Here is an 18,708-nt window from a genome sequence, read left to right as displayed (position 1 = left end):
CGCCGCGCTCTCCGCGTGCGTCGTGGCCGTGGTAGCAGTTGGCCATGGTCTGGACGCTGCCCGAGCCGATGCTCGCCGAGGCTGTGAGCAATCCGGTGCTGCCCAAGGGGTACGCGGCGGAGCCGAAGTGGGACGGCTATCGAGCTCTTGTGGCCCGGTACCCGGACGGCCAGGTGGTGATCCGCTCCCGACGCGGTACCGACATGACAAACGCATTCCCGGAGATCGCCGCGGCTGGGGACGCCCTGCCGGCGGACGTCGTCCTGGACGGGGAACTGGTGGTGTGGGACGGCGACAGGATCGCGTTCGAGCGACTGCACGGCCGCCTGCTCCGCAGCCCTGCCGGGGCTGCCACGCTGGCCTCCCAATGGCCGGCTCATTTCGTCGTGTTCGATCTGCTGCGCCTGGGCACCGACCTCACCTCGCGGCCCTACGAGGCACGGCGGGCGGCCCTGGAAGGGCTCTTCACCGACCGCGCGCTGGCAGCACCCTGGACGCTCTGCCCCTCGACCACCGATCCGGACACCGCGGCCGGCTGGCTGGAGTGGTCGCAGGTGGGCATGGAAGGCCTGGTCTTCAAGAAGACGACCGGTGTCTACCGGCCGGGCAGCCGGGGGTGGAAGAAGTACCGGACCGCGCACACCACCGACGCGGTGATCGCGGCGGTGAGCGGTTCGACGACCGATCCGCGCACGGTGCTGTTCGGCCGCTACGACGACGCGGGACGGCTGCACTACACCGGCCGCAGCAGTGTGCTGTCCCCTGCGGTGAACGCGGATCTGTCCACCAGACTGGTCGCCGCTGCCGGAGAGCACCCATGGACGGGAGAGACGTTCTCCTCCGGCTGGGAAGTGAAGGACGCGCTGCCGGTCGTACTGGTGAAACCTGAACTGGTCGCAGAGGTACGGGCCGACGTCACCCGGGATGCGGCCGGGAAATGGCGCCACCCGGTGAAGCTCCTCCGCCTGCGAGACGACTTGGAGCCCGGCGATGTTCCGCTGTTCACCAGCTGATACCGGCCGCCACCGGCAGGTGGTCGCTGCCCGTGGCCGGCAGCGACCACGCGCTCTCCGGCTTCACGCCGCGGACCAGGATCTGGTCGATCCGCACCACCGGGAACTTCGCCGGCCAGCTGAAGCCGAAGCCGTCCCCGGCCGCTTCCTGGACCGAGTCCAGCTGTGAGGTGAGACCGTCGAACGTACGGTCGTCCGTGGTGCCGTTCAGATCGCCGAGCAGCACCACCCGTTCGTTCTTCTCCGCGGCGACGGCCTCGCTGAGCGCCTGGGCGTTCCTGTCCCGCGACTCCGTCCAGAAGCCTGCCCTGGGATTCACCCGTACGGACCCCAGGTGGGCCACGTACACGGCGAGGGGCCCGTGGTCCGTGGCCACCGTGGTGCGCAGCGCCCGGGAGTCGGCCAACGTGACGTCGGCCGGCTTGGTGGCTGCCAGCGGCCCGACGTCCGTCTTGATGTCGACCGGCCGGGTGTCCGACAGCGGCAGCTTGCTCCACAGCCCGACCGTGCCCTGCACCGTGTGGTACGGGTACGCCTTCGCCAGCTCCTTCTCGTACGTGCCGCCGTCCTGCTGGGAGATCTCCTCCAGTCCCAGCACGTCCGCCCCGGAGGCGACCAGGTCGCGCGCGGTGCCGGCCGGGTCGGAATTGTCGGCGCCGACGTTGTGGCTGACCACGGTGAGGTCACCGGCCGGGTGGGACTTGTCGCCGAGCAGCCCGCCGAAGAGGTTCAGCCACACCATGACGGGCAGCAGCAGCGCGGCCACCGCTGAGGCGGAGCGCCGCCACATCGCCCCGGCCAGCAGTACCGGGATGAACAGGCCGAACCACGGCAGGAAGGTCTCCACCAGGCTGCCGAGGCCCCCGATCCTGTTCGGGATCGTCGCGTGCAACAGCAGGAACAGGCCCAGCAGCAGTGCCAGCGCCGCGAGCACCCGGCCGCGCTTCCAGGGTCCCGGCCGGGAGCCGACGAGCATCGCCCGGCGGATGCCCGCGCGCCAGGCGCCGGCGCCGGTGTCCCGGCGGCCGACGGCGCCCGGTCCGGGCTCCGCCGTGTCCACCTGCGTCATCGTCCGTGCTCGCTCACTGCCGGTCACTTCTGCATCCTCGGGTCCTGGGTGGGGTCGGCGTACATCCTCGGGCAGCCACGGTCGCTCGCATCGGCGCGCAGTTCGTAGTGCCAGGGTTCGTTCCGGTAGATCTGGCACAGCCCGTACTCGGCGCCGTGCTCGGACAGCCATGTCGTCGCATCGGAGTGCCCGATGTCGACCGCGTCCCCCGACACATGAGGGGACGTCGCCGCGGTGGCGACCCATCGGGCGGCCTCGTCCTCGGACCCGTACTTGGACACCGCCTCCTGAAGCAGCTGATCCTGGTACTCCGGGGAACGCCAGCCGCTGTTGACGTAGAACTCGACTCCGTCTGGCGCGGCGGCCCTCGCAGCCTGGTGGAGGGCCTTGAGGAGACCAGGGTCGAGGTTGGCCACCGCTGGAATCGCGTCGTCGAAGACCGTCACACCGTCGGGAACGACACCGTCGGTCACACCGGGCGCACCACGGTGCTCACCGCGATCAGTGTGCGAGGGCCGTGCAGCCGAGGGGGCCGGCGGGAGAACCGAAGGGGAAAAGGACGAGGATTTGGGCACCTGGTAGCCGAATAGTGCGGTGATCGCTGCGATGACGACCAGCAGGCCGAGGACGATGAGCCATCGAAACCGGCGGGTCGATGTTCGTGCTGATGGTGGGATTCGCGTCATACCGCCAGTCAAGGCAGCGGGGTGTTGCCGTCACGTATGCGGTTTTCGATATGCCGACGATATGCGTCGGCTCGTAGCATCGAGAGCATGCGTGTGCTGATCGTCGAGGACGAACCGTTTCTGGCGGAAGCCATCCGCGACGGCCTGCGCCTGGAGGCGATCGCGGCCGACATCGCAGGGGTCGGCGACACCGCTCTGGAGCTGCTGAGCATCAATTCCTACGACATCGCCGTCCTGGACCGCGACATCCCCGGACCGTCCGGTGACGAGATCGCCAAGCGCATCGTCGCCTCCGGCAGCGGCATGCCGATCCTCATGCTCACCGCAGCCGACCGGCTCGACGACAAGGCCTCGGGGTTCGAACTCGGCGCCGACGACTACCTCACGAAACCTTTCGAACTCCGGGAGCTCGTGCTCAGACTCAGAGCACTCGACCGCCGACGTGCCCACAACAGGCCTCCCGTGCGGGAGATCGCAGGTCTGCGGCTGGATCCGTTCCGCCGCGAGGTCCACCGCGACGACCGCTACGTCGCACTCACCCGGAAGCAGTTCGCCGTGCTCGAAGTCCTCGTCACCGCCGAGGGCGGTGTCGTCAGTGCCGAGGAACTCCTGGAACGCGCGTGGGACGAGAACGCCGACCCCTTCACCAACGCCGTACGCATCACCGTCTCGGCACTGCGCAAACGGCTCGGCGAACCCTGGGTCATCGCCACCGTGCCCGGCGTCGGCTACCGCATCGACGCGGCACCCGGCACCGGACGTGAGGGAGGAGACCGTGGATAGAGCGCCCGGATTGAGCGTTCGCCTCAGGCTCACCCTCAGCTACGCCGGATTCATCATGCTGGCCGGCGTTCTGCTGCTCGCGGTGGTGTGGGTGTTCGTCCTGCGCCACCTGCCCGCCTATACGAACGTCTCCGGAGGGGTGCTCGTCCGCTCCTTCCTGCTGCGCGACTTCGCGTCGGCCGCGGGCACGGTGATGGTCTTCCTGCTGGCATTCGGTCTCCTGGGCGGCTGGATCCTCGCGGGCCGCATGCTCGCCCCGCTGACCCGGATCACGGACGCCACCCGCCTGGCCACGAACGGATCCCTCTCCCACCGGATCCAACTACCGGGCCGCAAGGACGAGTTCCGCGAACTCGCCGACGCCTTCGACATGATGCTCGTACGGCTCGAAGCGCACGTCACCGAACAGCAGAGATTCGCGGCCAACGCCTCTCATGAGCTGCGCACCCCCCTCGCCATCTCGAAGACACTGATCGACGTGGCCCGCACCGATCCGCACCACGACACCGGCGAACTTCTCGACCGCCTCCACGCCGTCAACACCCGGGCCATCGACCTCACCGAGGCACTGCTCGTGCTCAGCCGCGCCAACCACCGGTCCTTCACCCGCGAACATGTCGACCTGTCCCTCATGGCGGAAGAAGCCACCGAAACACTCCTCCCCCTCGCGGAAAAGCGCGGCGTCACCCTCGAGACCAGCGGCGACATCGCCCACACGATCGGATCGCAGGCGCTCCTGCTGCAGCTGGCCACGAACCTCGTGCACAACGCGATCGTCCACAACCGGCCCGAGGGCACCGTGTGGGTGAACACCGGCGTCCGCGCCGGGACCGTGGTGCTCACCGTCGAAAACACCGGCGTGAAGCTCACCCCGGAGCTGACCGCGACACTCACCGAACCGTTCCAGCGCGGCACCGAACGCATCCACGCCGGCCATGGGGGCGTCGGCCTCGGCCTGGCCATCGTCAAAACCATCACCCAGGCACACGACGGAACGCTCACGCTCACCCCGCGCCCTGCCGGCGGGATCCGCGTCACGGTGGAACTGCCCGCGGTATCGCCGCACACCGTCACGGCAGGGGCCTGGCGCGGTTGAGATTGATCAGCGGCCCGAGGAGGTCGCCGTACCGCTCCAGGCGCGGTGCGATGTCGTCCATCAGGAATTCCAGCTCCTCGGCGGCTCCGCAGTCGCGGACCTCGTCCCAGGTGACGGGCGTGGAGACGGTCGGCAAGGGCCGGGCGCGCAGCGTGTAGGGCGTGGCGGTGGTCTTCGCCGCGGAGTTCTGGCTGTAGTCCACGAAAACCTTCCCGGGGCGCTTGGCGCGGGCCATCGTATGGACGACGAGGGCGGGCAGATCGGCCTCCGCCTCGACGGCGATGCGCTTGGCGTAGGCGCTCACGTCCTCGGAAGGAGTGGGTTCGAGCGGGACGAGTACGTGCAGCCCCTTCGACCCGCTGGTCTTGGCGTACGCGTGCAGCCCGTCGGCCGCGAGGCGCTCGCGCAGCCACATCGCGACGGTGCAGCACTCGACGGCCGTGGCGGGCGCGCCGGGGTCCAGGTCCAGTACGAGGCGGTCGGCGACCCCCGGGGTCTCCGCCTGCCACTGCGGTGCGTGGAACTCGGCGACCAGGTTCGCGGCCCACATCAGAGTGGCCACGTCCTGTACGAGGACCTGGCGTGCGGTCTTCCCGCCGGAACGCGGCACCTCGGCGGTACGGACCCAGGAGGGCGCCCCCGGCGGAACGTTCTTGGTGAAGAAATGCTGGCCGTCGGGCCCATTGGGGTAGCGCAGGAAGGAGACCGGCCGGTTGTACAGATGCGCGAGGAGGGATCCGGCGGTGGTGGCGTAATAGTGGAGGACCTCGCCCTTGGTGGTGCCCGTGGACGGGTACAGGACCTTGTCCAGATTGCTGAGCGCCAGCCTTCGGCCCTCCACCTCGGTCATCGGCGACATACCATGAGAATCCCACGATTCACGACAAACAGACCCCTCGGGCAGGAGTCATCGTGCGATCCATATGGAACGGCGCCATCTCGTTCGGCCTGGTCAGCATCCCTATCAAGCTGGTGAACGCCACCGAGAACCACTCGATCGGCTTCAAGATGATCCACACCGCCGACGGCGGACGTATCCGCTACCGGAAGGTGTGCGAGCTGGACGAGGAGGAGGTGGCGTCCGCCGACATCGGCAAGGGGTACGAGGACGCCGACGGCTCGATCATCCCGATCACCGACGAGGACATGGCCACGCTGCCCCTGCCGACCGCCAAGACCATCGAGATCGTCTCCTTCGCCCCGGCCGACTCGATCGATCCGCTCCAGCTCAGCTCGGCGTACTACCTCGTCGCGAACGGCGTCCCCGCCGCGAAGCCGTACACCCTGCTGCGTGAGGCGCTCAAACGCAGCGAGAAGGTGGGGGTCGCGAAGTTCGCCCTGCACGGGCGCGAGCGGCTCGGGATGCTGCGTGTGGTCGACGACGTGATCGCGATGCACGGACTGCTCTGGCCCGACGAGATCCGTACCCCCGAAGGAGTCGCGCCCGAGGGCGCGGTGTCGGTCAGCGACGCCGAGCTCGATCTGGCGGACACCCTGATGAGCACGCTCGGCGAAGTCGAGATGGCGTCGTTGCGCGACGGCTACCGCGAGGCCATGGAAGAGATGGTCGCCGCGAAGGCGTCCGGCGGGGCGGCGACGCCGGACTCCGGCGGGACGCCGTCCGGGGGCAAGGTCATCGACCTCATGGCCGCGTTGCAGAACAGCGTGCGCGAGGCCAAGGAGGCCCGCGGCGACGAGACCGGAACCACCGCCAAGGTCACGGCGCTGCGCCCCGGGCAGAAGAAGTCGACCCCGAAGAAGGCCGCGGCCAAGAAGACGGCCACGAAGCAGTCGGCCTCGAAGAAGTCGGCGGCGAAACGGGCTCCGGCCAAGAAGACACCGGCGGCGAAGAAGCGCGCGACGGCCTGAGCGCGTACCTCCCCCGTACGGAAGCCCGACATCCGTGACGGGATTGTTGCCCGCCCCGCCGCAACGTTCCGTACTCCCCACGGCGTCCTTCTACGCGAGTAGTCCTTCCACGGGGGAAGGGGAGACCGTGACGCATGTGCACGGCATCTCGTTGGGTTCTCCAGCACCGGAAAACCCGAGTGGGACAAGGGAGTTCGACATGAACCGCATGGTGGTGCAGCAGTTTCCGGCCGGGGGCCCGCGGGGCAGCTGGCCCGCGGAGGAGTTCGCGGCGGCGCAGCGCGAGCTGGGGCACGCGGTCGACGTCGTGATGGATCTCGACGCGGACGCGTTCCTCGTGGTGGCCAGGCAGCTGGAGTCCGTCGAGTAGCCGATCCCGCTCCGCCGGATGCCCCTGGATAGAGTGGCCGCGACAGCAACATCATGAAGCGGAACAAGGAGCAGACGTGAGCGAGTCGGCGTCCATCGCCCTGCAGCAGGAGATCGCCCGGGAAACCCAGGTCGCCGAGACCTTCGAGGCCGAGCGCGAGATCGAGCGCCGGGTGGCCTTCCTCGCCGAGCGGCTGACTTCCACCGGTCTGCGCGCCCTCGTGCTCGGCATCAGCGGCGGCGTCGACTCGACCACCACCGGCCGGCTGTGCCAGCTCGCCGTCGAGCGGGCGCGCGCCGCCGGGCACGAGGCGCGGTTCTACGCGATGCGGCTGCCGTACGGCGTCCAGGCCGACGAGCACGACGCCCAGCTCGCGCTCTCCTTCATCCAGGCCGACCAGGTGCTGACCGTGGACGTCAGGCCCGCGAGCGACGCCGCGCTCGATTCCGCGGTGGCCGGGGGCGTGAGCTTCCGCGACGCCCACCACCAGGACTTCGTACTCGGCAACATCAAGGCCCGGCAGCGCATGATCGCCCAGTACGTGGTGGCCGGCGCGCACAGCGGCCTGGTCGTCGGCACCGACCACGCGGCCGAGGCCGTCTCCGGTTTCTTCACCAAGTTCGGTGACGGCGCCGCCGACCTGGTCCCGCTGACCGGCCTGACCAAGCGCCGGGTGCGCGCCGTCGCGGACGCGCTGGGCGCGCCCTCGGAGCTGGTCTGGAAGGCTCCGACGGCCGACCTGGAGACGCTTGACCCGGGCAAGACGGACGAGGACGCGCTCGGGGTCACGTACGACGACATCGACGACTTCCTTGAGGGCAAGCCGGTGGACGAGCGGGCCTTCGAGACGATCGTCACCCGCTACCGCCTCACCGAGCACAAGCGCCAGCTGCCCGTCGGCCCCTGAGGCCCCTAGATTCCTGAGGGCGGCGCCGTGGCGTGCCGCCGTGCAGGCGGCACGCCACGCGTCGTATCTATCCCTTGCTGGAGCCGAGCGTCAGTCCTGCGATGAAGTGCCTCTGGAGCAGCAGGAAGACGATCAGCGTGGGCAGGGCGACGATCACCGAGCCCGCGGCGAGCAGGTTGTAGTCGGTGAAGAACTGGCCGCGGAGGTTGTTCAGCGCCGAGGTGATCGGGAGCTTGTCGCCGTCGGACATGAAGACCAGCGCCCACAGGAAGTCGTTGTACATCCAGGTGAACTGAAGCGTGCCCAGTGCGGCGAGTGCCGGGCGGCACAGCGGCAGCGTGATGCGCCAGTACTGCGTCCAGACCCCCGCACCGTCGACGATCGCCGCCTCCAGGATCTCCTGCGGCAGCGTCCGCATGAAGTTGGCGAGCACGAAGACGCAGAAGCCCATCTGGAATCCGACCTGGACGGCGACGACGGCCCAGTACGAGTCGAACATCGTCATCGAGTCGGACATCCAGTACGGCAGCGGGATGCGGTTGAAGACGACGTACAGCGGAGTGACGATCACCTGCTGCGGCAGCAGATTGCCCGCTGTGAAAAGCATCAGCAGGACGATGCCGCCCTTCAGCCGCAGCCGGGAGACGGCGAAGGCCACGAAGGACGCCAGGAACAGCGTGACGATCACACCGGGGATCGCGATGATCATGGTGTTGACGAAGTACTTCGTCATCCCCGAGTCGCTGAAGGCCTGCTGGTAGTAGTCGAAGGAGAGATGCCTCGGCAGGGAGAAGTAGCCGTACTTCGAGGTCTCGTCGTACGGCCTCAGCGAGGCGTAGACGGCGAGCAGCAGCGGCGCCAGGAAGGCGAGCGAGACAGCCATGAGGAAGGCGTGCACGCCGAGGCGGCCGGGCCGGACGGTGCGCCGGCGCGCGGGTTTCGCCGGCGCCGGGGCCGCGACGTCCACCGTGGTGTCGAGCGTCATCGGTTCTTCTCCCCTCGGATCTCCTGGACCAGGTACGTCACGACGAATCCCATGGAGACGGCCAGCAGCACCACCGCGATCGCGGAGCCGAAGCCGATCCGGCTGGCCTCGCCGATGATGTTGTCCGTGACGAGCACCGAGAGCACTTCCAGGCCGTTGCGGCCATGGTTGACCGCGTAGACGATGTCGAAGGCGCGCAGCGACTCGATGACGGTGATGACGCCGACGATGACATTGACCGGCCGCAGCGTCGGGAAGACGACGCGGAAGAAGATCTGCCGCTCGTTCGCCCCGTCGATGGAGGCCGCTTCCTTGAGCGTCGGGTCGACGGCCTTGAGCCCGGCCAGGTAGAGGATCATGACGTACCCGGTGTGCCGCCAGGCCGCGGCGATCAGGATCATCCAGATGTTCAGGTTCGGATCGCCGAGCCAGTCGGTGGGGTTGTCCTTGTTGCCCAGTACGGCGTTGAGCACCCCTTGGTCGCGGGAGAAGACCAGTTGGGCGATGAAGCCGACGATGGCCAGGGAGAGCACCACGGGCATGTAGATCGTCGACTGGTAGAAGCGGCTGAACCGCACGCCCCGGTCGATGACCACGGCGAGCAGCAGGCCGAACGGCGTGGCGATGAGCCCGAGGAAGCCCAGCCACATCAGGTTGTGCCGTACCGCCGGCCAGAACGGCGGGTAGTTGGTGAAGAGGTTCGTGTAGTTCTGCGTACCGACCCAGTGGATCGATCCGATGCCGTCCCAGCTGGTGAACGACAGGACTATGGAGGCGAGCGTCGGGCCCCACACGATGGCGATGTCGAGCAGGACCGGAATGCCCAGCAGCACGCCGAGTACAACGAGGTCACGGCGGGTGAAGCGCCGTGGGCCTCGTCGCTTGGCGCGCCGCGCGGAGGTGAGCGACACGTCTGTGAACTCCCGGTGGGTCTGGTCGGTAGGAGCCGGTCAGCCTTCGGTGGCGAAGATGGTCTTCTTCTGCCGTTCGATCCCGTTGACCAGGCCGTCGACGTCCTTGGGGTTGTTGATGAAGCTCTGGATGGCCGGGATCATCACGGTGGAGGCGAAGTCCGGGCGGGTGTCGCGGTCCAGGAACTGGGAGATCTGCTTGGCCCCCGAGACCAGTTCGACCGCCTTCTTCTGCAGCGACGAGTAGGTCGAGGTGCTGGCTCCGCTGTTGACCGCGATGTTGTTGGGGTCACCGGCGAGGTAGGTGTCCTCGGCCTTGGGCGTGGCCAGATAGGCGAGCAGGTCCTTCGCGCTCTCCAGCGTCTTCTTGTTCTTCAGCGTCTTCGAGTTCTTCGCCAGCAGGAATCCGTCGATGGGTGCCTCGACGGCGTCCTGGCCGTGCTCCGGATTGATCTCCGGGAACGGAAAGAAGTCGATGTCGGTCTGTTCCGCCTTGGGGAACTGGGCGCCGGGGTGCGGCATCCCGAAGACCGCCATGCCCGTCTTGCGCTGCTGGAGGCTGGTGGCCGCCTCCTGCCAGGTGCGGCCGTTGGCGCCGGGCTGGCAGTACGGGAGCAGACTGCGCCAGGTGTCGAAGACGTCCTTGACCCGCTTGTCGGTCCAGGCTTCCTTGCCCGCCATCAGGGACTTGTGGAACTCATAGCCGTTGGTCCGCATGTTGATGTAGTCGAAGGTGCCCATGGCGGGCCAGCCGTCCTTGTCGCAGAAGGCGATCGGGATCAGCTTGTCCTTCTGCATCTGCTTGGCGAGCGCGATGTACTCGTCCAGCGTCTTCGGGGCGGTGTAGCCGTGCTGGTCGAAGAGGCTCTTGCGGTGGAAAACAGCCCACGGATAGTAGTAGTACGGCGTGAAGTACTGCTTGCCGTCCTCGCCCGTCGACTGGTCCTTCAGCGCGGGAGAGAAGCCCTGGTAGGTCTTCCAGAGGTCGCTGATGTCGAGCAGCAGCCCCTTCTTCGCGAAGAACTGCATGCGGTAGCCGGCGAACCACATGAAGACATCGTCCGGCTTGCCCTGCAGATAGCGGTTGATGTTCTCCTGGAAGGTGTTGTGGTCAACGGTGTTGACCTTGATCTTCCGGCCCGCCTTGGACTGCTTCTCGTACGCGGCGAACGCGTCCGCGAAGGCTTTTTTCGGCACCGGGTCCGAGGAGTTCGACCCCATCCTGATGGTTTTGGAGTCACCCCCGGGGCCGCTGCTGCAGGCGGCGAGCAGCGAAGGCAGCGCCACGGCACCAGTGCCGGCCGCCGCGCCGCGCAGAAGATTTCGACGGGACATCCGATGTCCGGCCACGCTTCCAGGTATGGCTGAACCGTTGTACGAAGACTGCGCCATGTCCCCCTCCTCCAGGGTGGAACCCAACACAACCGAACGCGAGGCTTGGATCTCACTCCCAAGTGGGGGACCAGTCAAGGGGTTTAACGAGATATCGAACAACCGTTACCGCATCTCTTCCAACAGACTTCAACAGGCTCTAACGTAAACGCGCGTCTCTGACGCGTACATGAAGTGATCCGATGACTGGCGAACACGGAGGAACGTAACGATGCGTCATCTTCCACCCCGCACCACCTACCGAAGAATCCTCGGAGCGCTGGCCACCGCCCTGTTGTGTGCCGGCGGTCTGGCTGCTCCGGCGGCGGCACACGGCGCCGAGGCCCCGGCCACGAGCACAGCCGCGCCGCAGTTGGACAACGGTCTCGCCCTCACCCCTCCGATGGGTTTCAACAACTGGAACTCCACCGGATGCAGGGCCGAGTTCAACGAGTCGATGGTCGAGGGCATCGCCGACCTCTTCGTCGACAAGGGCCTCAAGGCCGCCGGATACCAGTACGTCAATCTCGACGACTGCTGGGCACTCCCGCAGCGTGACGCGGCCGGCAAGCTCGTGCCCGACCCGGTGCGCTTCCCCCACGGGATCAAGGCAGTTGCGGACTATGTGCACTCCAAGGGGCTGAAGCTCGGCATCTACACGAGTGCCGGGACCAAGACCTGCAACAGCGCCGGATTCCCCGGCGGGCTCGGCCATGAGTACAGCGACGCCCAGCAGTTCGCCGACTGGGGCGTCGACTACCTCAAGTACGACAACTGCAACAACCAGGGCGTGGATGCCGTACAGCGCTATACGACGATGCGCGACGCGCTCAAGGCCACCGGGCGCCCCATCGTCTACAGCATCTGCGAGTGGGGTTCCAACAAGCCGTGGGAGTGGGCGGCGGACGTCGGCAACCTCTGGCGCACCACCGGTGACATCAGCGACAGCTGGGGATCGATGCTGTCGATCATGAAGCAGAACCTGCCGCTCGCATCGGCCGCAGGCCCCGGGCACTGGAACGACCCGGACATGCTGGAGGTCGGCAACGGCGGCATGACCGGCACCGAGTACCGCACGCACTTCTCGATGTGGTCCGTCATGGCGTCCCCCCTGCTGATCGGCTCCGATCTGCGCAAGGCGACGCCCGAGACCTTCGACATCGTCACCAACCGTGAAGTCATCGCGGTCGATCAGGATCCCCTCGGCAAGCAGGGCACCGTGCTCTCCTCCGAGGACGGCCGCTGGGTCGTGTCCAAGGAGATGGCGGACGGCAGCCGTACGATCGCCCTCTTCAACGAGACCGGCAGCGCACAGCGCATCGCCACCACCGCACAGGCAGCGGGGCTGCCCAAGGCGGCCGCGTACACCGAGCGCGACCTGTGGACCCACCAGAGCTTCAATACCGCGGGCACCGTCTCGGCGACCGTGCCCGCGCACGGCACCGTGCTGCTGCGCGTCTCGGCGGACAAGGAGTGGGCGAAGAACCCGCCTGCGGTCGAACTCGGCCTGGACGGGAACCCGTTGGCGGAGGCGGGCAAGACGGTTGATCTGACCACCACGGTCACCGACCTCGGCCGTACGCCTGCGCAGAAGGTCGCCGTCTCGCTGACGGGACCCGCCGGCTGGAAGGTCACGCCGCACAGCCCGACGTCCAAGGCGTCCGTGCCGACAGGCAAGGCACTGACCACGAAGTGGCAGGTGACCGTGCCCGCGAGCGCGGCCGTGGGGGCGTACGACTTCACGCTCACCGCGACGTATCGCTCGCCCTCGGGTACGCACGTGGAGACCCGGCTGCCCTTCCAGGGCAGCGTGGTGGTGCCGCCGCCCGCCGGTGTCTCCTCCCTCGGCGACCTGCCCTGGATGTCGTCCAGCAACGGCTGGGGGCCCGTGGAGCGCAACACCAGCAACGGTGAGAGCGCCGCGGGCGACGGCACCCCGATCACCCTCGGCGGAACCGTCTACGCCAAGGGGATCGGGGCGCACGCGGACAGCGCCATCGAGTACTACACGGGTGCAAGGTGCAGTTCCGTCACGGCGCAGGTGGGCGTCGACGACGAGAAGGGGGCCAAGGGCACGGTCACCTTCGAGATCTGGGCCGATGGAAAGAGGGTCGCCTCGACCGGGGTGCTGACCAACGCCATGCCCGCACAGCCGCTCTCGGCCGATGTGAGCGGCGCGAAGGTCGTACGCCTGGTGGTCACCGACGGCGGGGACGGCAACGACTCCGACCACGCCGACTGGGCGGACGCCACACTCAGCTGCTAGCCGCTAGCTGCCGACGGCTGCCGTCTCGCCCTGCGCACTGAGCGAGGCGGCGGCCGCCGCACCCACCAGGCCCGCGTCCGTGCCCATCAGCGCGGGAGCGATCTTCAGATGCTGTACGAAGGAGAGCGTCGCGTAGTCGTGCAGCGCGCGCCGCAGCGGGGCGAAGAGCACCTCGCCCGCGCCCGCCACTCCCCCGCCGATCACCGCGATGTCGATCTCGACCAGTGTCGCGGTGGCGGCGATCCCCGCGGCCAGTGCCTGGGCGGCGCGCTGGTACGAGGCGACGGCGACCGGGTCGCCCGCACGCGCCGCCGCGGCCACGGCGGCCGCTGTGGCGTCGCCGTCGGGGCCCGGCTGCCAGCCGCTCTCCAGCGCCCGGCGGGCGATGTTGGGGCCGCTGGCGATCCGCTCGACGCAGCCGCGCCCTCCGCAGGGGCACGGGTCCCCGTCGAGGTCGACGCTGATGTGGCCGATGTGGCCCGCGTTGCCGGTGGGTCCGGGGTGGAGCTTGCCGCCGAGGACCAGACCGCCGCCCACCCCCGTGGAGACCACCATGCACAGGGCGTTGTCATAGCCGCGGGCCGCGCCCTGCCAGTGCTCGGCGGCCGTCATCGCGACGCCGTCGCCGACCAGCGTGACGGGCAGTCCGCCGGTGGCGTTCCGTACCCGCTCGACCAGCGGGAAGCCGCGCCAGCCAGGGACGTTGACGGGACTGACCGTACCTGCGGACGCGTCCACGGGGCCCGCGCTGCCGATGCCGAGGGCGCTCGCCCGTCCCCAGCGGGGGTCGGCGATCAGGGTGTCGAGCACCGTACTGACGGCTCCCATGACCCTTGCGCCGTCCTCCCGAGCGGGGGTCGGAGCCTGCGAACGGAGAAGGATCCGTCCGTCACCGCTGACCAGCGCGCCGGCGATCTTGGTGCCGCCGATGTCGAGCGCGGCGTAGAGGTCGTTGTGCATCGGTGTCGGATCTCCAGGTGGCAAGGGGTACTGAAGGCTGCGACGACCAGTCTCCATTCCCCTGACAACGTTGTCCAGGCTCTATGCTCGACGCCACAGCCCGCACAGCCCTCTGCAGTCGACGACAGGACAGCGCACCGTGGCCGAGACCGCCCGCCACTCCGAGCCCCGCTACGGCAATCGGCCGACCATGAAGGACGTCGCGGCCCGCGCCGGGGTCGGCCTCAAAACGGTCTCCCGGGTGGTGAACGGCGAGTCGGGTGTCACCTCCGACACGGAGCGCCGCGTCCAGGAGGCGATCGAAGCCCTCGGCTTCCGGCGCAACGACAGCGCCCGAGTGCTGCGCAAGGGCCGCACCGCGAGCATCGGTCTCGTACTGGAAGACCTCGCCGACCCCTTCTACGGCCCGCTGAACCGCGCGGTCGAGGAGGTCGCCCGCGCGCACGGCGCCCTGCTCATCAACGGATCGAGCGCCGAGGACCCGGAGCGCGAGCAGGAGTTGGTGCTCGCCCTCTGCGCGCGCCGGGTGGACGGACTGATCGTCATCCCGGCCGGGGACGACCACCGTTATCTGGAGCCGGAGATCGCGGCCGGGGTGGCCACCGTGTTCGTGGACCGTCCCGCCGGGAAGATCGACGCGGACGTCGTACGGTCCGACAGCTTCGGGGGCGCCCGGGACGGCGTCGCCCATCTGATCGCGAACGGCCACCGGCGGATCGGCTTCATCGGTGACCAGCCGCGCATCCACACCGCGATAGAACGCCTCCGCGGCTACCACGCCGCGATGGAGGACGCCTCGCTGCGGGTCGACGAGTCCTGGGTCTCGCTGGGCACCACCGCCCCGGACCGGGTCGCGACCGCCGTCACCACGCTGCTCGACGCCCCCGATCCGGTCACCGCGATCTTCTCGGGCAACAACCGTGTGACCGTCACCGCGGTACGCACGCTGGCCGGGCGGAAGCGCCCCACCGCTCTTGTCGGATTCGACGACATCGAGCTGGCCGATCTGCTGGGCATCACCGTGGTGTCCCAGGATGCCGCGGCCCTGGGACGGACGGCGGCCGAGAGCCTCTTCCGCCGCCTGGAGGGGGCGGGCGGCGCGCCGGACCAGAAGGTTCTGCCGACGCGCCTGATCGCCCGGGGTTCGGGGGAGATCCCGCCCCACGAGGGCTGATCCGTACGTACCCGGGGGCCTTACGGGGCGGTGACCGTCAGGGCCGCGCGGCGCGGACTGGAGAAGGAGTCCAGGTCCGCGCGGGAAAGACCGGTCAGCCGGGTGACCTCTTCGTCGTCGAGCGCCCCGCAGTCCAGACCGCGCAGCAGGAAGCCGCTGAGCGCCTTGGCGGTGGCGGGCTCGTCCATCACGTCGCCGCCGGCCTTGGCCACGTACGCGGCGAGACGAGCGGCGGCCGCGTCGAGACCCTCGCGGTAGAAGGCGTAGACGGCGGCGTATCGCGTCGGCAGATGACCGGGGTGCATGTCCCAGCCCTGGTAGTACGCACGGGCCAGGGCGCGCCGGGTCAGTCCGTAGTGGAGCTTCCACGCCTCGTGGACCTGGGCGGTCGGGCCGACGGGGAGGACGTTGGTGGAACCGTCCGACACGCGTACTCCGGTGCCCGCGGCCGCGACCTGCATGACGGCCTTCGCGTGGTCGGCTGCCGGGTGGTCACTGGCCTGATAGGCGGCGCTGACGCCTACACAGGCGCTGTAGTCGAAGGTGCCGTAGTGCAGGCCGGTGGCCCTGCCCTGAGCGGCACCGATCATCCGGGCGACGGTCGCGGTGCCGTCGGAGGCCAGGATGGACTGGCTGGTCTCGATCTGGATCTCGAAGCCGATGCGGCCCGACGTCAGCCCGTGGGCCTTCTCGAACGCTTCAAGCAGCTGCACGAACGCGGTGACCTGCTCGGCGTACGTCACCTTGGGAAGGGTGAGGACCAGACCCTCGGGGAGGCCGCCGGCCTGCATCAGCCCGCTGAGGAACACGTCCGTGGTGCGGATGCCCCGATCGCGCACCGGCGCTTCCATGCACTTCATGCGGACGCCCATGTACGGCGCCGCCGTGCCGTTCTTGTACGCCTCCGAGACCAGCCGGGCCGCACGGGCGGCAGCCTCGTCCTCCTCCGCGTCGGGGCGCGGACCGTAACCGTCCTCGAAGTCGATGCGCAGGTCTTCGACGGGCTCACGCTCCAGCTTGGCGCGCACCCGGTCGTACACGGGCGCCGCGAGCTCGTCGGAGATGCCGAGCACGTGCGCGAGCGCGCCCGCGTCCGGTGCGTGCCGGTCGAGGGCCTCCAGCGCCTGGTCGCCCCAGGACCGAATGGTCTCGGGGGCGAAGACGTCGCCGGGTACGTACACCGTGTGCACGGGCTGGCGGGTGCCGGGATCTCCCGGGTAGCGGAAGGCCAGTTCCGCGTCCACTGCCGCGAGGGAGGCGCTGATGTCCTCGCTGACCGTACCGGCGAGGCTCGTTGCCACCTTCTCCTGCTGACCCATGCGTACACCCTCCACTTTTCCGCTCTGCGGATTCAACAATCCGTAGAACGAAAGTAGCCGGGGCCGTTGACAAGGTCAACGGCCCCGGCCAGGGAAGTGGAACGCTCAGCCCTTGCGGGTGTTGATCTCGTTGGTGAGTTGGGGGACGACGTTGAAGAGGTCGCCGACGATGCCGTAGTCGACGAGGTCGAAGATGGGGGCTTCGGCGTCTTTGTTGACGGCGATGATGGTCTTGGAGGTTTGCATGCCGGCGCGGTGCTGGATGGCGCCGGAGATGCCGTTGGCGATGTAGAGCTGGGGGGAGACGCTCTTGCCGGTCTGGCCGACCTGGTTGGAGTGGGGGTACCAGCCGGCGTCGACGGCGGCGCGGGAGGCGCCGACGGCAGCTCCCAGGGAGTCGGCGAGGGCTTCGATGAGGTGGAAGTTCTCCGCCCCGTTCACGCCGCGTCCACCCGAGACGACGATCGCGGCCTCGGTCAGCTCCGGGCGTCCGGTGGACTCGCGCGCGGTGCGCGAGACGACCTTCGTGCCGGTGGCCTGCGCCGAGAAGGACACCGTGAGGGGCTGAACCGTGCCGGCGGCCGGGGCCGCCTCGACGGGGGCGGAGTTGGGCTTGACGGTGATGACCGGAACACCCTTGGTGATCCGGGACTTGGTGGTGAAGGAGGCGGCGAACGCCGCCTGGGTGGCGATAGGGCCGTCGGTGCCGGCTTCGAGGTCGGTGGCGTCGGTGATGATGCCCGACCCGATCCGGACCGCGAGGCGGGCGGCGATCTCCTTGCCCTCTGCGGAGGACGGCACCAGCACCGCAACCGGGGACACCAGCTCGTGCGCGGCCTGCAGGGCATCGACCTTTGGCACGACGAGGTAGTCGGCGTACTCCGGGGCGTCGGAGGTGAGGACCTTGACCGCGCCATGCTCGGCCAGCACGGGGGCGGTCGCCTGGGCGCCGGCGCCGAGGGCGAGGGCGACGGGGTCGCCGAGGCGGCGGGCCAGCGTCAGCAGTTCCAGGGTGGGCTTGCGGACGGCACCGTCGACGTGGTCGACGTAGACGAGAACTTCAGCCATGACAAAGCACTCCAGCGAGAAAGGAAGGAAGGAGGGTGGGTTGAGGGGGCTCGCGGGAGCCTTAGATGAACTTCTGGCTCACGAGGAACTCGGCGAGCTGCTTGCCGCCCTCGCCCTCGTCCTTGACGATCGTGCCCGCCGTCCGCGCGGGGCGCTGCGTCGCAGAGTCCACCGCACTCCAGGAACCGGCCAGACCGACCTCGGCCGCGTCGATCTCCAGATCCTCCAGGTCCAGGGACTGCACCGGCTTCTTCTTCGCCGCCATGATCCCCTTGAACGAGGGGTAACGCGCCTCACCCGACTGGTCCGTCACCGACACCACCGCCGGCAGGGACGCCTGCAGCTGCTCGGACGCGCTGTCACCGTCCCGGCGGCCGGTGACCGTGCCGTCCTCGACCTTCACCTCGGACAACAACGTCACCTGCGGAACACCCAACCGCTCGGCGAGGATCGCCGGCAGCACACCCATCGTGCCGTCCGTCGACGCCATCCCGCAGATCACCAGGTCGTAACCCGTCTTCTCGACCGCCTTCGCCAGCACCAGCGAGGTCGCCATCACATCCGAACCGTGCAGCTCGTCGTCCTCGACATGCACCGCCTTGTCCGCACCCATCGACAACGCCTTGCGCAACGCGTCCTTCGCGTCCTCGCCACCGACCGTCAGCACGGTGATCTCCGCGTCGTCCGCCGCATCCGCGATCTGCAACGCCTGCTCGACCGCATACTCATCCAGCTCCGACAGCAGACCATCCACGTCATCACGATCGACCGTCAGGTCACCGGCAAAATGCCGGTCACCCGTCGCATCGGGCACGTACTTCACACAGACAACGATCCTCAAGCTCACGCCGGCTCTCCTAC

Annotated in this window: 18 protein-coding genes; 8 read left to right on the top strand and 10 right to left on the bottom strand. The window is 68.6% G+C overall.

Annotated features, from left to right (window positions below):
* The first annotated feature begins 44 nt into the window (after window positions 1-44).
* Window positions 45-1,013, top strand: coding sequence for an ATP-dependent DNA ligase (locus J0695_RS18730; protein WP_206963237.1), 969 nt, complete (start codon window positions 45-47; stop codon window positions 1,011-1,013).
* On the opposite strand, the gene J0695_RS18725 is transcribed toward J0695_RS18730, so the two are convergent.
* Both J0695_RS18725 and J0695_RS18720 read right to left on the bottom strand, forming a co-directional pair.
* Window positions 1,003-1,989, bottom strand: a complete 987-nt coding sequence (locus J0695_RS18725; RefSeq protein ID WP_206963252.1) for an endonuclease/exonuclease/phosphatase family protein — start codon at window positions 1,987-1,989, stop codon at window positions 1,003-1,005. The genes J0695_RS18730 and J0695_RS18725 overlap by 11 nt on opposite strands.
* Window positions 1,990-2,105: 116 nt before the next feature.
* Window positions 2,106-2,768, bottom strand: coding sequence for a M15 family metallopeptidase (locus J0695_RS18720; RefSeq protein WP_206963236.1), 663 nt, complete (start codon window positions 2,766-2,768; stop codon window positions 2,106-2,108).
* Window positions 2,769-2,855: 87 nt separating this feature from the next.
* Between J0695_RS18720 and J0695_RS18715 the strand changes: the two genes are divergently transcribed.
* Window positions 2,856-3,551 (top strand): response regulator transcription factor, encoded by a 696-nt coding sequence (locus tag J0695_RS18715; protein WP_206963235.1) that lies wholly within the window; start codon window positions 2,856-2,858, stop codon window positions 3,549-3,551.
* Entirely contained in the window at window positions 3,544-4,647 is a 1,104-nt protein-coding gene (locus tag J0695_RS18710; RefSeq protein WP_206963234.1) for a sensor histidine kinase, read from the top strand. Before J0695_RS18715 ends, J0695_RS18710 begins: the two co-directional genes overlap by 8 nt.
* Here J0695_RS18710 and ligD read toward each other — a convergent pair.
* Window positions 4,622-5,506, bottom strand: coding sequence for a non-homologous end-joining DNA ligase (gene ligD / locus J0695_RS18705; protein WP_206963233.1), 885 nt, complete (start codon window positions 5,504-5,506; stop codon window positions 4,622-4,624). The genes J0695_RS18710 and ligD overlap by 26 nt on opposite strands.
* 53 nt (window positions 5,507-5,559) lie before the next feature.
* On the opposite strand from ligD, the gene ku reads away from it, so the two are divergent.
* The 3 genes from ku to nadE all read left to right on the top strand — a co-directional run bounded on the left by ku (window position 5,560) and on the right by nadE (window position 7,793).
* On the top strand, window positions 5,560-6,516 hold the full coding sequence (ku, locus tag J0695_RS18700; protein WP_206963232.1) for a non-homologous end joining protein Ku: 957 nt from the start codon (window positions 5,560-5,562) through the stop codon (window positions 6,514-6,516).
* A 199-nt stretch (window positions 6,517-6,715) separates the two neighbouring features.
* Window positions 6,716-6,886 (top strand): DUF8839 family protein, encoded by a 171-nt coding sequence (locus J0695_RS18695; RefSeq protein ID WP_206963231.1) that lies wholly within the window; start codon window positions 6,716-6,718, stop codon window positions 6,884-6,886.
* 76 nt (window positions 6,887-6,962) lie between these two features.
* The gene (nadE, locus tag J0695_RS18690; RefSeq protein WP_206963230.1) at window positions 6,963-7,793 is read left to right on the top strand and encodes an NAD(+) synthase; all 831 of its coding nucleotides are present in this window, start codon (window positions 6,963-6,965) and stop codon (window positions 7,791-7,793) included.
* A 67-nt stretch (window positions 7,794-7,860) separates the two neighbouring features.
* Here nadE and J0695_RS18685 read toward each other — a convergent pair whose 3' ends face one another.
* Genes J0695_RS18685 through J0695_RS18675 form a run of 3 tightly spaced genes read right to left on the bottom strand, consistent with a single transcriptional unit; the run spans window position 7,861 to window position 11,024 of the window.
* Window positions 7,861-8,778 (bottom strand): carbohydrate ABC transporter permease, encoded by a 918-nt coding sequence (locus J0695_RS18685; RefSeq protein ID WP_206963229.1) that lies wholly within the window; start codon window positions 8,776-8,778, stop codon window positions 7,861-7,863.
* Window positions 8,775-9,689 carry a carbohydrate ABC transporter permease gene (locus J0695_RS18680; RefSeq protein WP_206963228.1) on the bottom strand — a complete coding sequence of 305 codons (915 nt, stop codon included), beginning with the start codon at window positions 9,687-9,689 and terminating at the stop codon, window positions 8,775-8,777. The genes J0695_RS18685 and J0695_RS18680 overlap by 4 nt, the downstream gene beginning before the upstream one ends.
* Before the next feature lie 39 nt (window positions 9,690-9,728).
* Window positions 9,729-11,024 (bottom strand): ABC transporter substrate-binding protein, encoded by a 1,296-nt coding sequence (locus J0695_RS18675; protein ID WP_206963251.1) that lies wholly within the window; start codon window positions 11,022-11,024, stop codon window positions 9,729-9,731.
* Between the two features lie 268 nt (window positions 11,025-11,292).
* Here J0695_RS18675 and J0695_RS18670 point away from each other — a divergent pair, with 268 nt between their 5' ends.
* Window positions 11,293-13,326, top strand: a complete 2,034-nt coding sequence (locus J0695_RS18670) for an NPCBM/NEW2 domain-containing protein (RefSeq protein WP_206963227.1) — start codon at window positions 11,293-11,295, stop codon at window positions 13,324-13,326.
* A gap of 3 nt (window positions 13,327-13,329) precedes the next feature.
* Here J0695_RS18670 and J0695_RS18665 read toward each other — a convergent pair whose 3' ends face one another.
* Window positions 13,330-14,286: an ROK family protein gene (locus J0695_RS18665; protein WP_206963226.1), complete on the bottom strand. Its 957-nt coding sequence runs from the start codon at window positions 14,284-14,286 to the stop codon at window positions 13,330-13,332.
* 139 nt (window positions 14,287-14,425) lie between these two features.
* On the opposite strand from J0695_RS18665, the gene J0695_RS18660 reads away from it, so the two are divergent.
* Window positions 14,426-15,460 carry a LacI family DNA-binding transcriptional regulator gene (locus J0695_RS18660; protein WP_206963225.1) on the top strand — a complete coding sequence of 345 codons (1,035 nt, stop codon included), beginning with the start codon at window positions 14,426-14,428 and terminating at the stop codon, window positions 15,458-15,460.
* Window positions 15,461-15,480: 20 nt separating this feature from the next.
* Here the strand turns inward: J0695_RS18660 and J0695_RS18655 are convergent, their stop codons facing one another.
* From J0695_RS18655 to J0695_RS18645, 3 genes are all read right to left on the bottom strand, one after another.
* Window positions 15,481-16,779 carry a DUF6986 family protein gene (locus J0695_RS18655; protein WP_206963224.1) on the bottom strand — a complete coding sequence of 433 codons (1,299 nt, stop codon included), beginning with the start codon at window positions 16,777-16,779 and terminating at the stop codon, window positions 15,481-15,483.
* Between the two features lie 105 nt (window positions 16,780-16,884).
* Window positions 16,885-17,847 (bottom strand): electron transfer flavoprotein subunit alpha/FixB family protein, encoded by a 963-nt coding sequence (locus J0695_RS18650; RefSeq protein ID WP_206963223.1) that lies wholly within the window; start codon window positions 17,845-17,847, stop codon window positions 16,885-16,887.
* Between the two features lie 61 nt (window positions 17,848-17,908).
* Window positions 17,909-18,694: an electron transfer flavoprotein subunit beta/FixA family protein gene (locus tag J0695_RS18645; protein WP_206963222.1), complete on the bottom strand. Its 786-nt coding sequence runs from the start codon at window positions 18,692-18,694 to the stop codon at window positions 17,909-17,911.
* Window positions 18,695-18,708: the final 14 nt, after the last annotated feature.

It is taken from the genome of Streptomyces beijiangensis (assembly GCF_017315755.1).
In the GTDB taxonomy this organism is placed as follows: Bacteria; Actinomycetota; Actinomycetes; order Streptomycetales; family Streptomycetaceae; genus Streptomyces; species Streptomyces beijiangensis.
Note: the sequence above shows the minus strand (reverse complement) of the source record. Positions and strands in the feature narration are given on the sequence as shown.

Bases quoted from the DNA above. Each gene is read 5' to 3' on its own strand.
- J0695_RS18715 (WP_206963235.1), top strand. From the start codon at position 2,856: ATGCGTGTGCTGATCGTCGAGGACGAACCGTTTCTGGCGGAAGCCATC.
- J0695_RS18665 (WP_206963226.1), bottom strand. From the start codon at position 14,286: ATGCACAACGACCTCTACGCCGCGCTCGACATCGGCGGCACCAAGATC.
- J0695_RS18730 (WP_206963237.1), top strand. From the start codon at position 45: ATGGTCTGGACGCTGCCCGAGCCGATGCTCGCCGAGGCTGTGAGCAAT.
- J0695_RS18650 (WP_206963223.1), bottom strand. From the start codon at position 17,847: ATGGCTGAAGTTCTCGTCTACGTCGACCACGTCGACGGTGCCGTCCGC.
- J0695_RS18655 (WP_206963224.1), bottom strand. From the start codon at position 16,779: ATGGGTCAGCAGGAGAAGGTGGCAACGAGCCTCGCCGGTACGGTCAGC.
- J0695_RS18670 (WP_206963227.1), top strand. From the start codon at position 11,293: ATGCGTCATCTTCCACCCCGCACCACCTACCGAAGAATCCTCGGAGCG.
- J0695_RS18685 (WP_206963229.1), bottom strand. From the start codon at position 8,778: ATGACGCTCGACACCACGGTGGACGTCGCGGCCCCGGCGCCGGCGAAA.
- J0695_RS18720 (WP_206963236.1), bottom strand. From the start codon at position 2,768: ATGACGCGAATCCCACCATCAGCACGAACATCGACCCGCCGGTTTCGA.
- J0695_RS18675 (WP_206963251.1), bottom strand. From the start codon at position 11,024: ATGTCCCGTCGAAATCTTCTGCGCGGCGCGGCGGCCGGCACTGGTGCC.
- J0695_RS18725 (WP_206963252.1), bottom strand. From the start codon at position 1,989: ATGCTCGTCGGCTCCCGGCCGGGACCCTGGAAGCGCGGCCGGGTGCTC.
- J0695_RS18695 (WP_206963231.1), top strand. From the start codon at position 6,716: ATGAACCGCATGGTGGTGCAGCAGTTTCCGGCCGGGGGCCCGCGGGGC.
- ligD (WP_206963233.1), bottom strand. From the start codon at position 5,506: ATGTCGCCGATGACCGAGGTGGAGGGCCGAAGGCTGGCGCTCAGCAAT.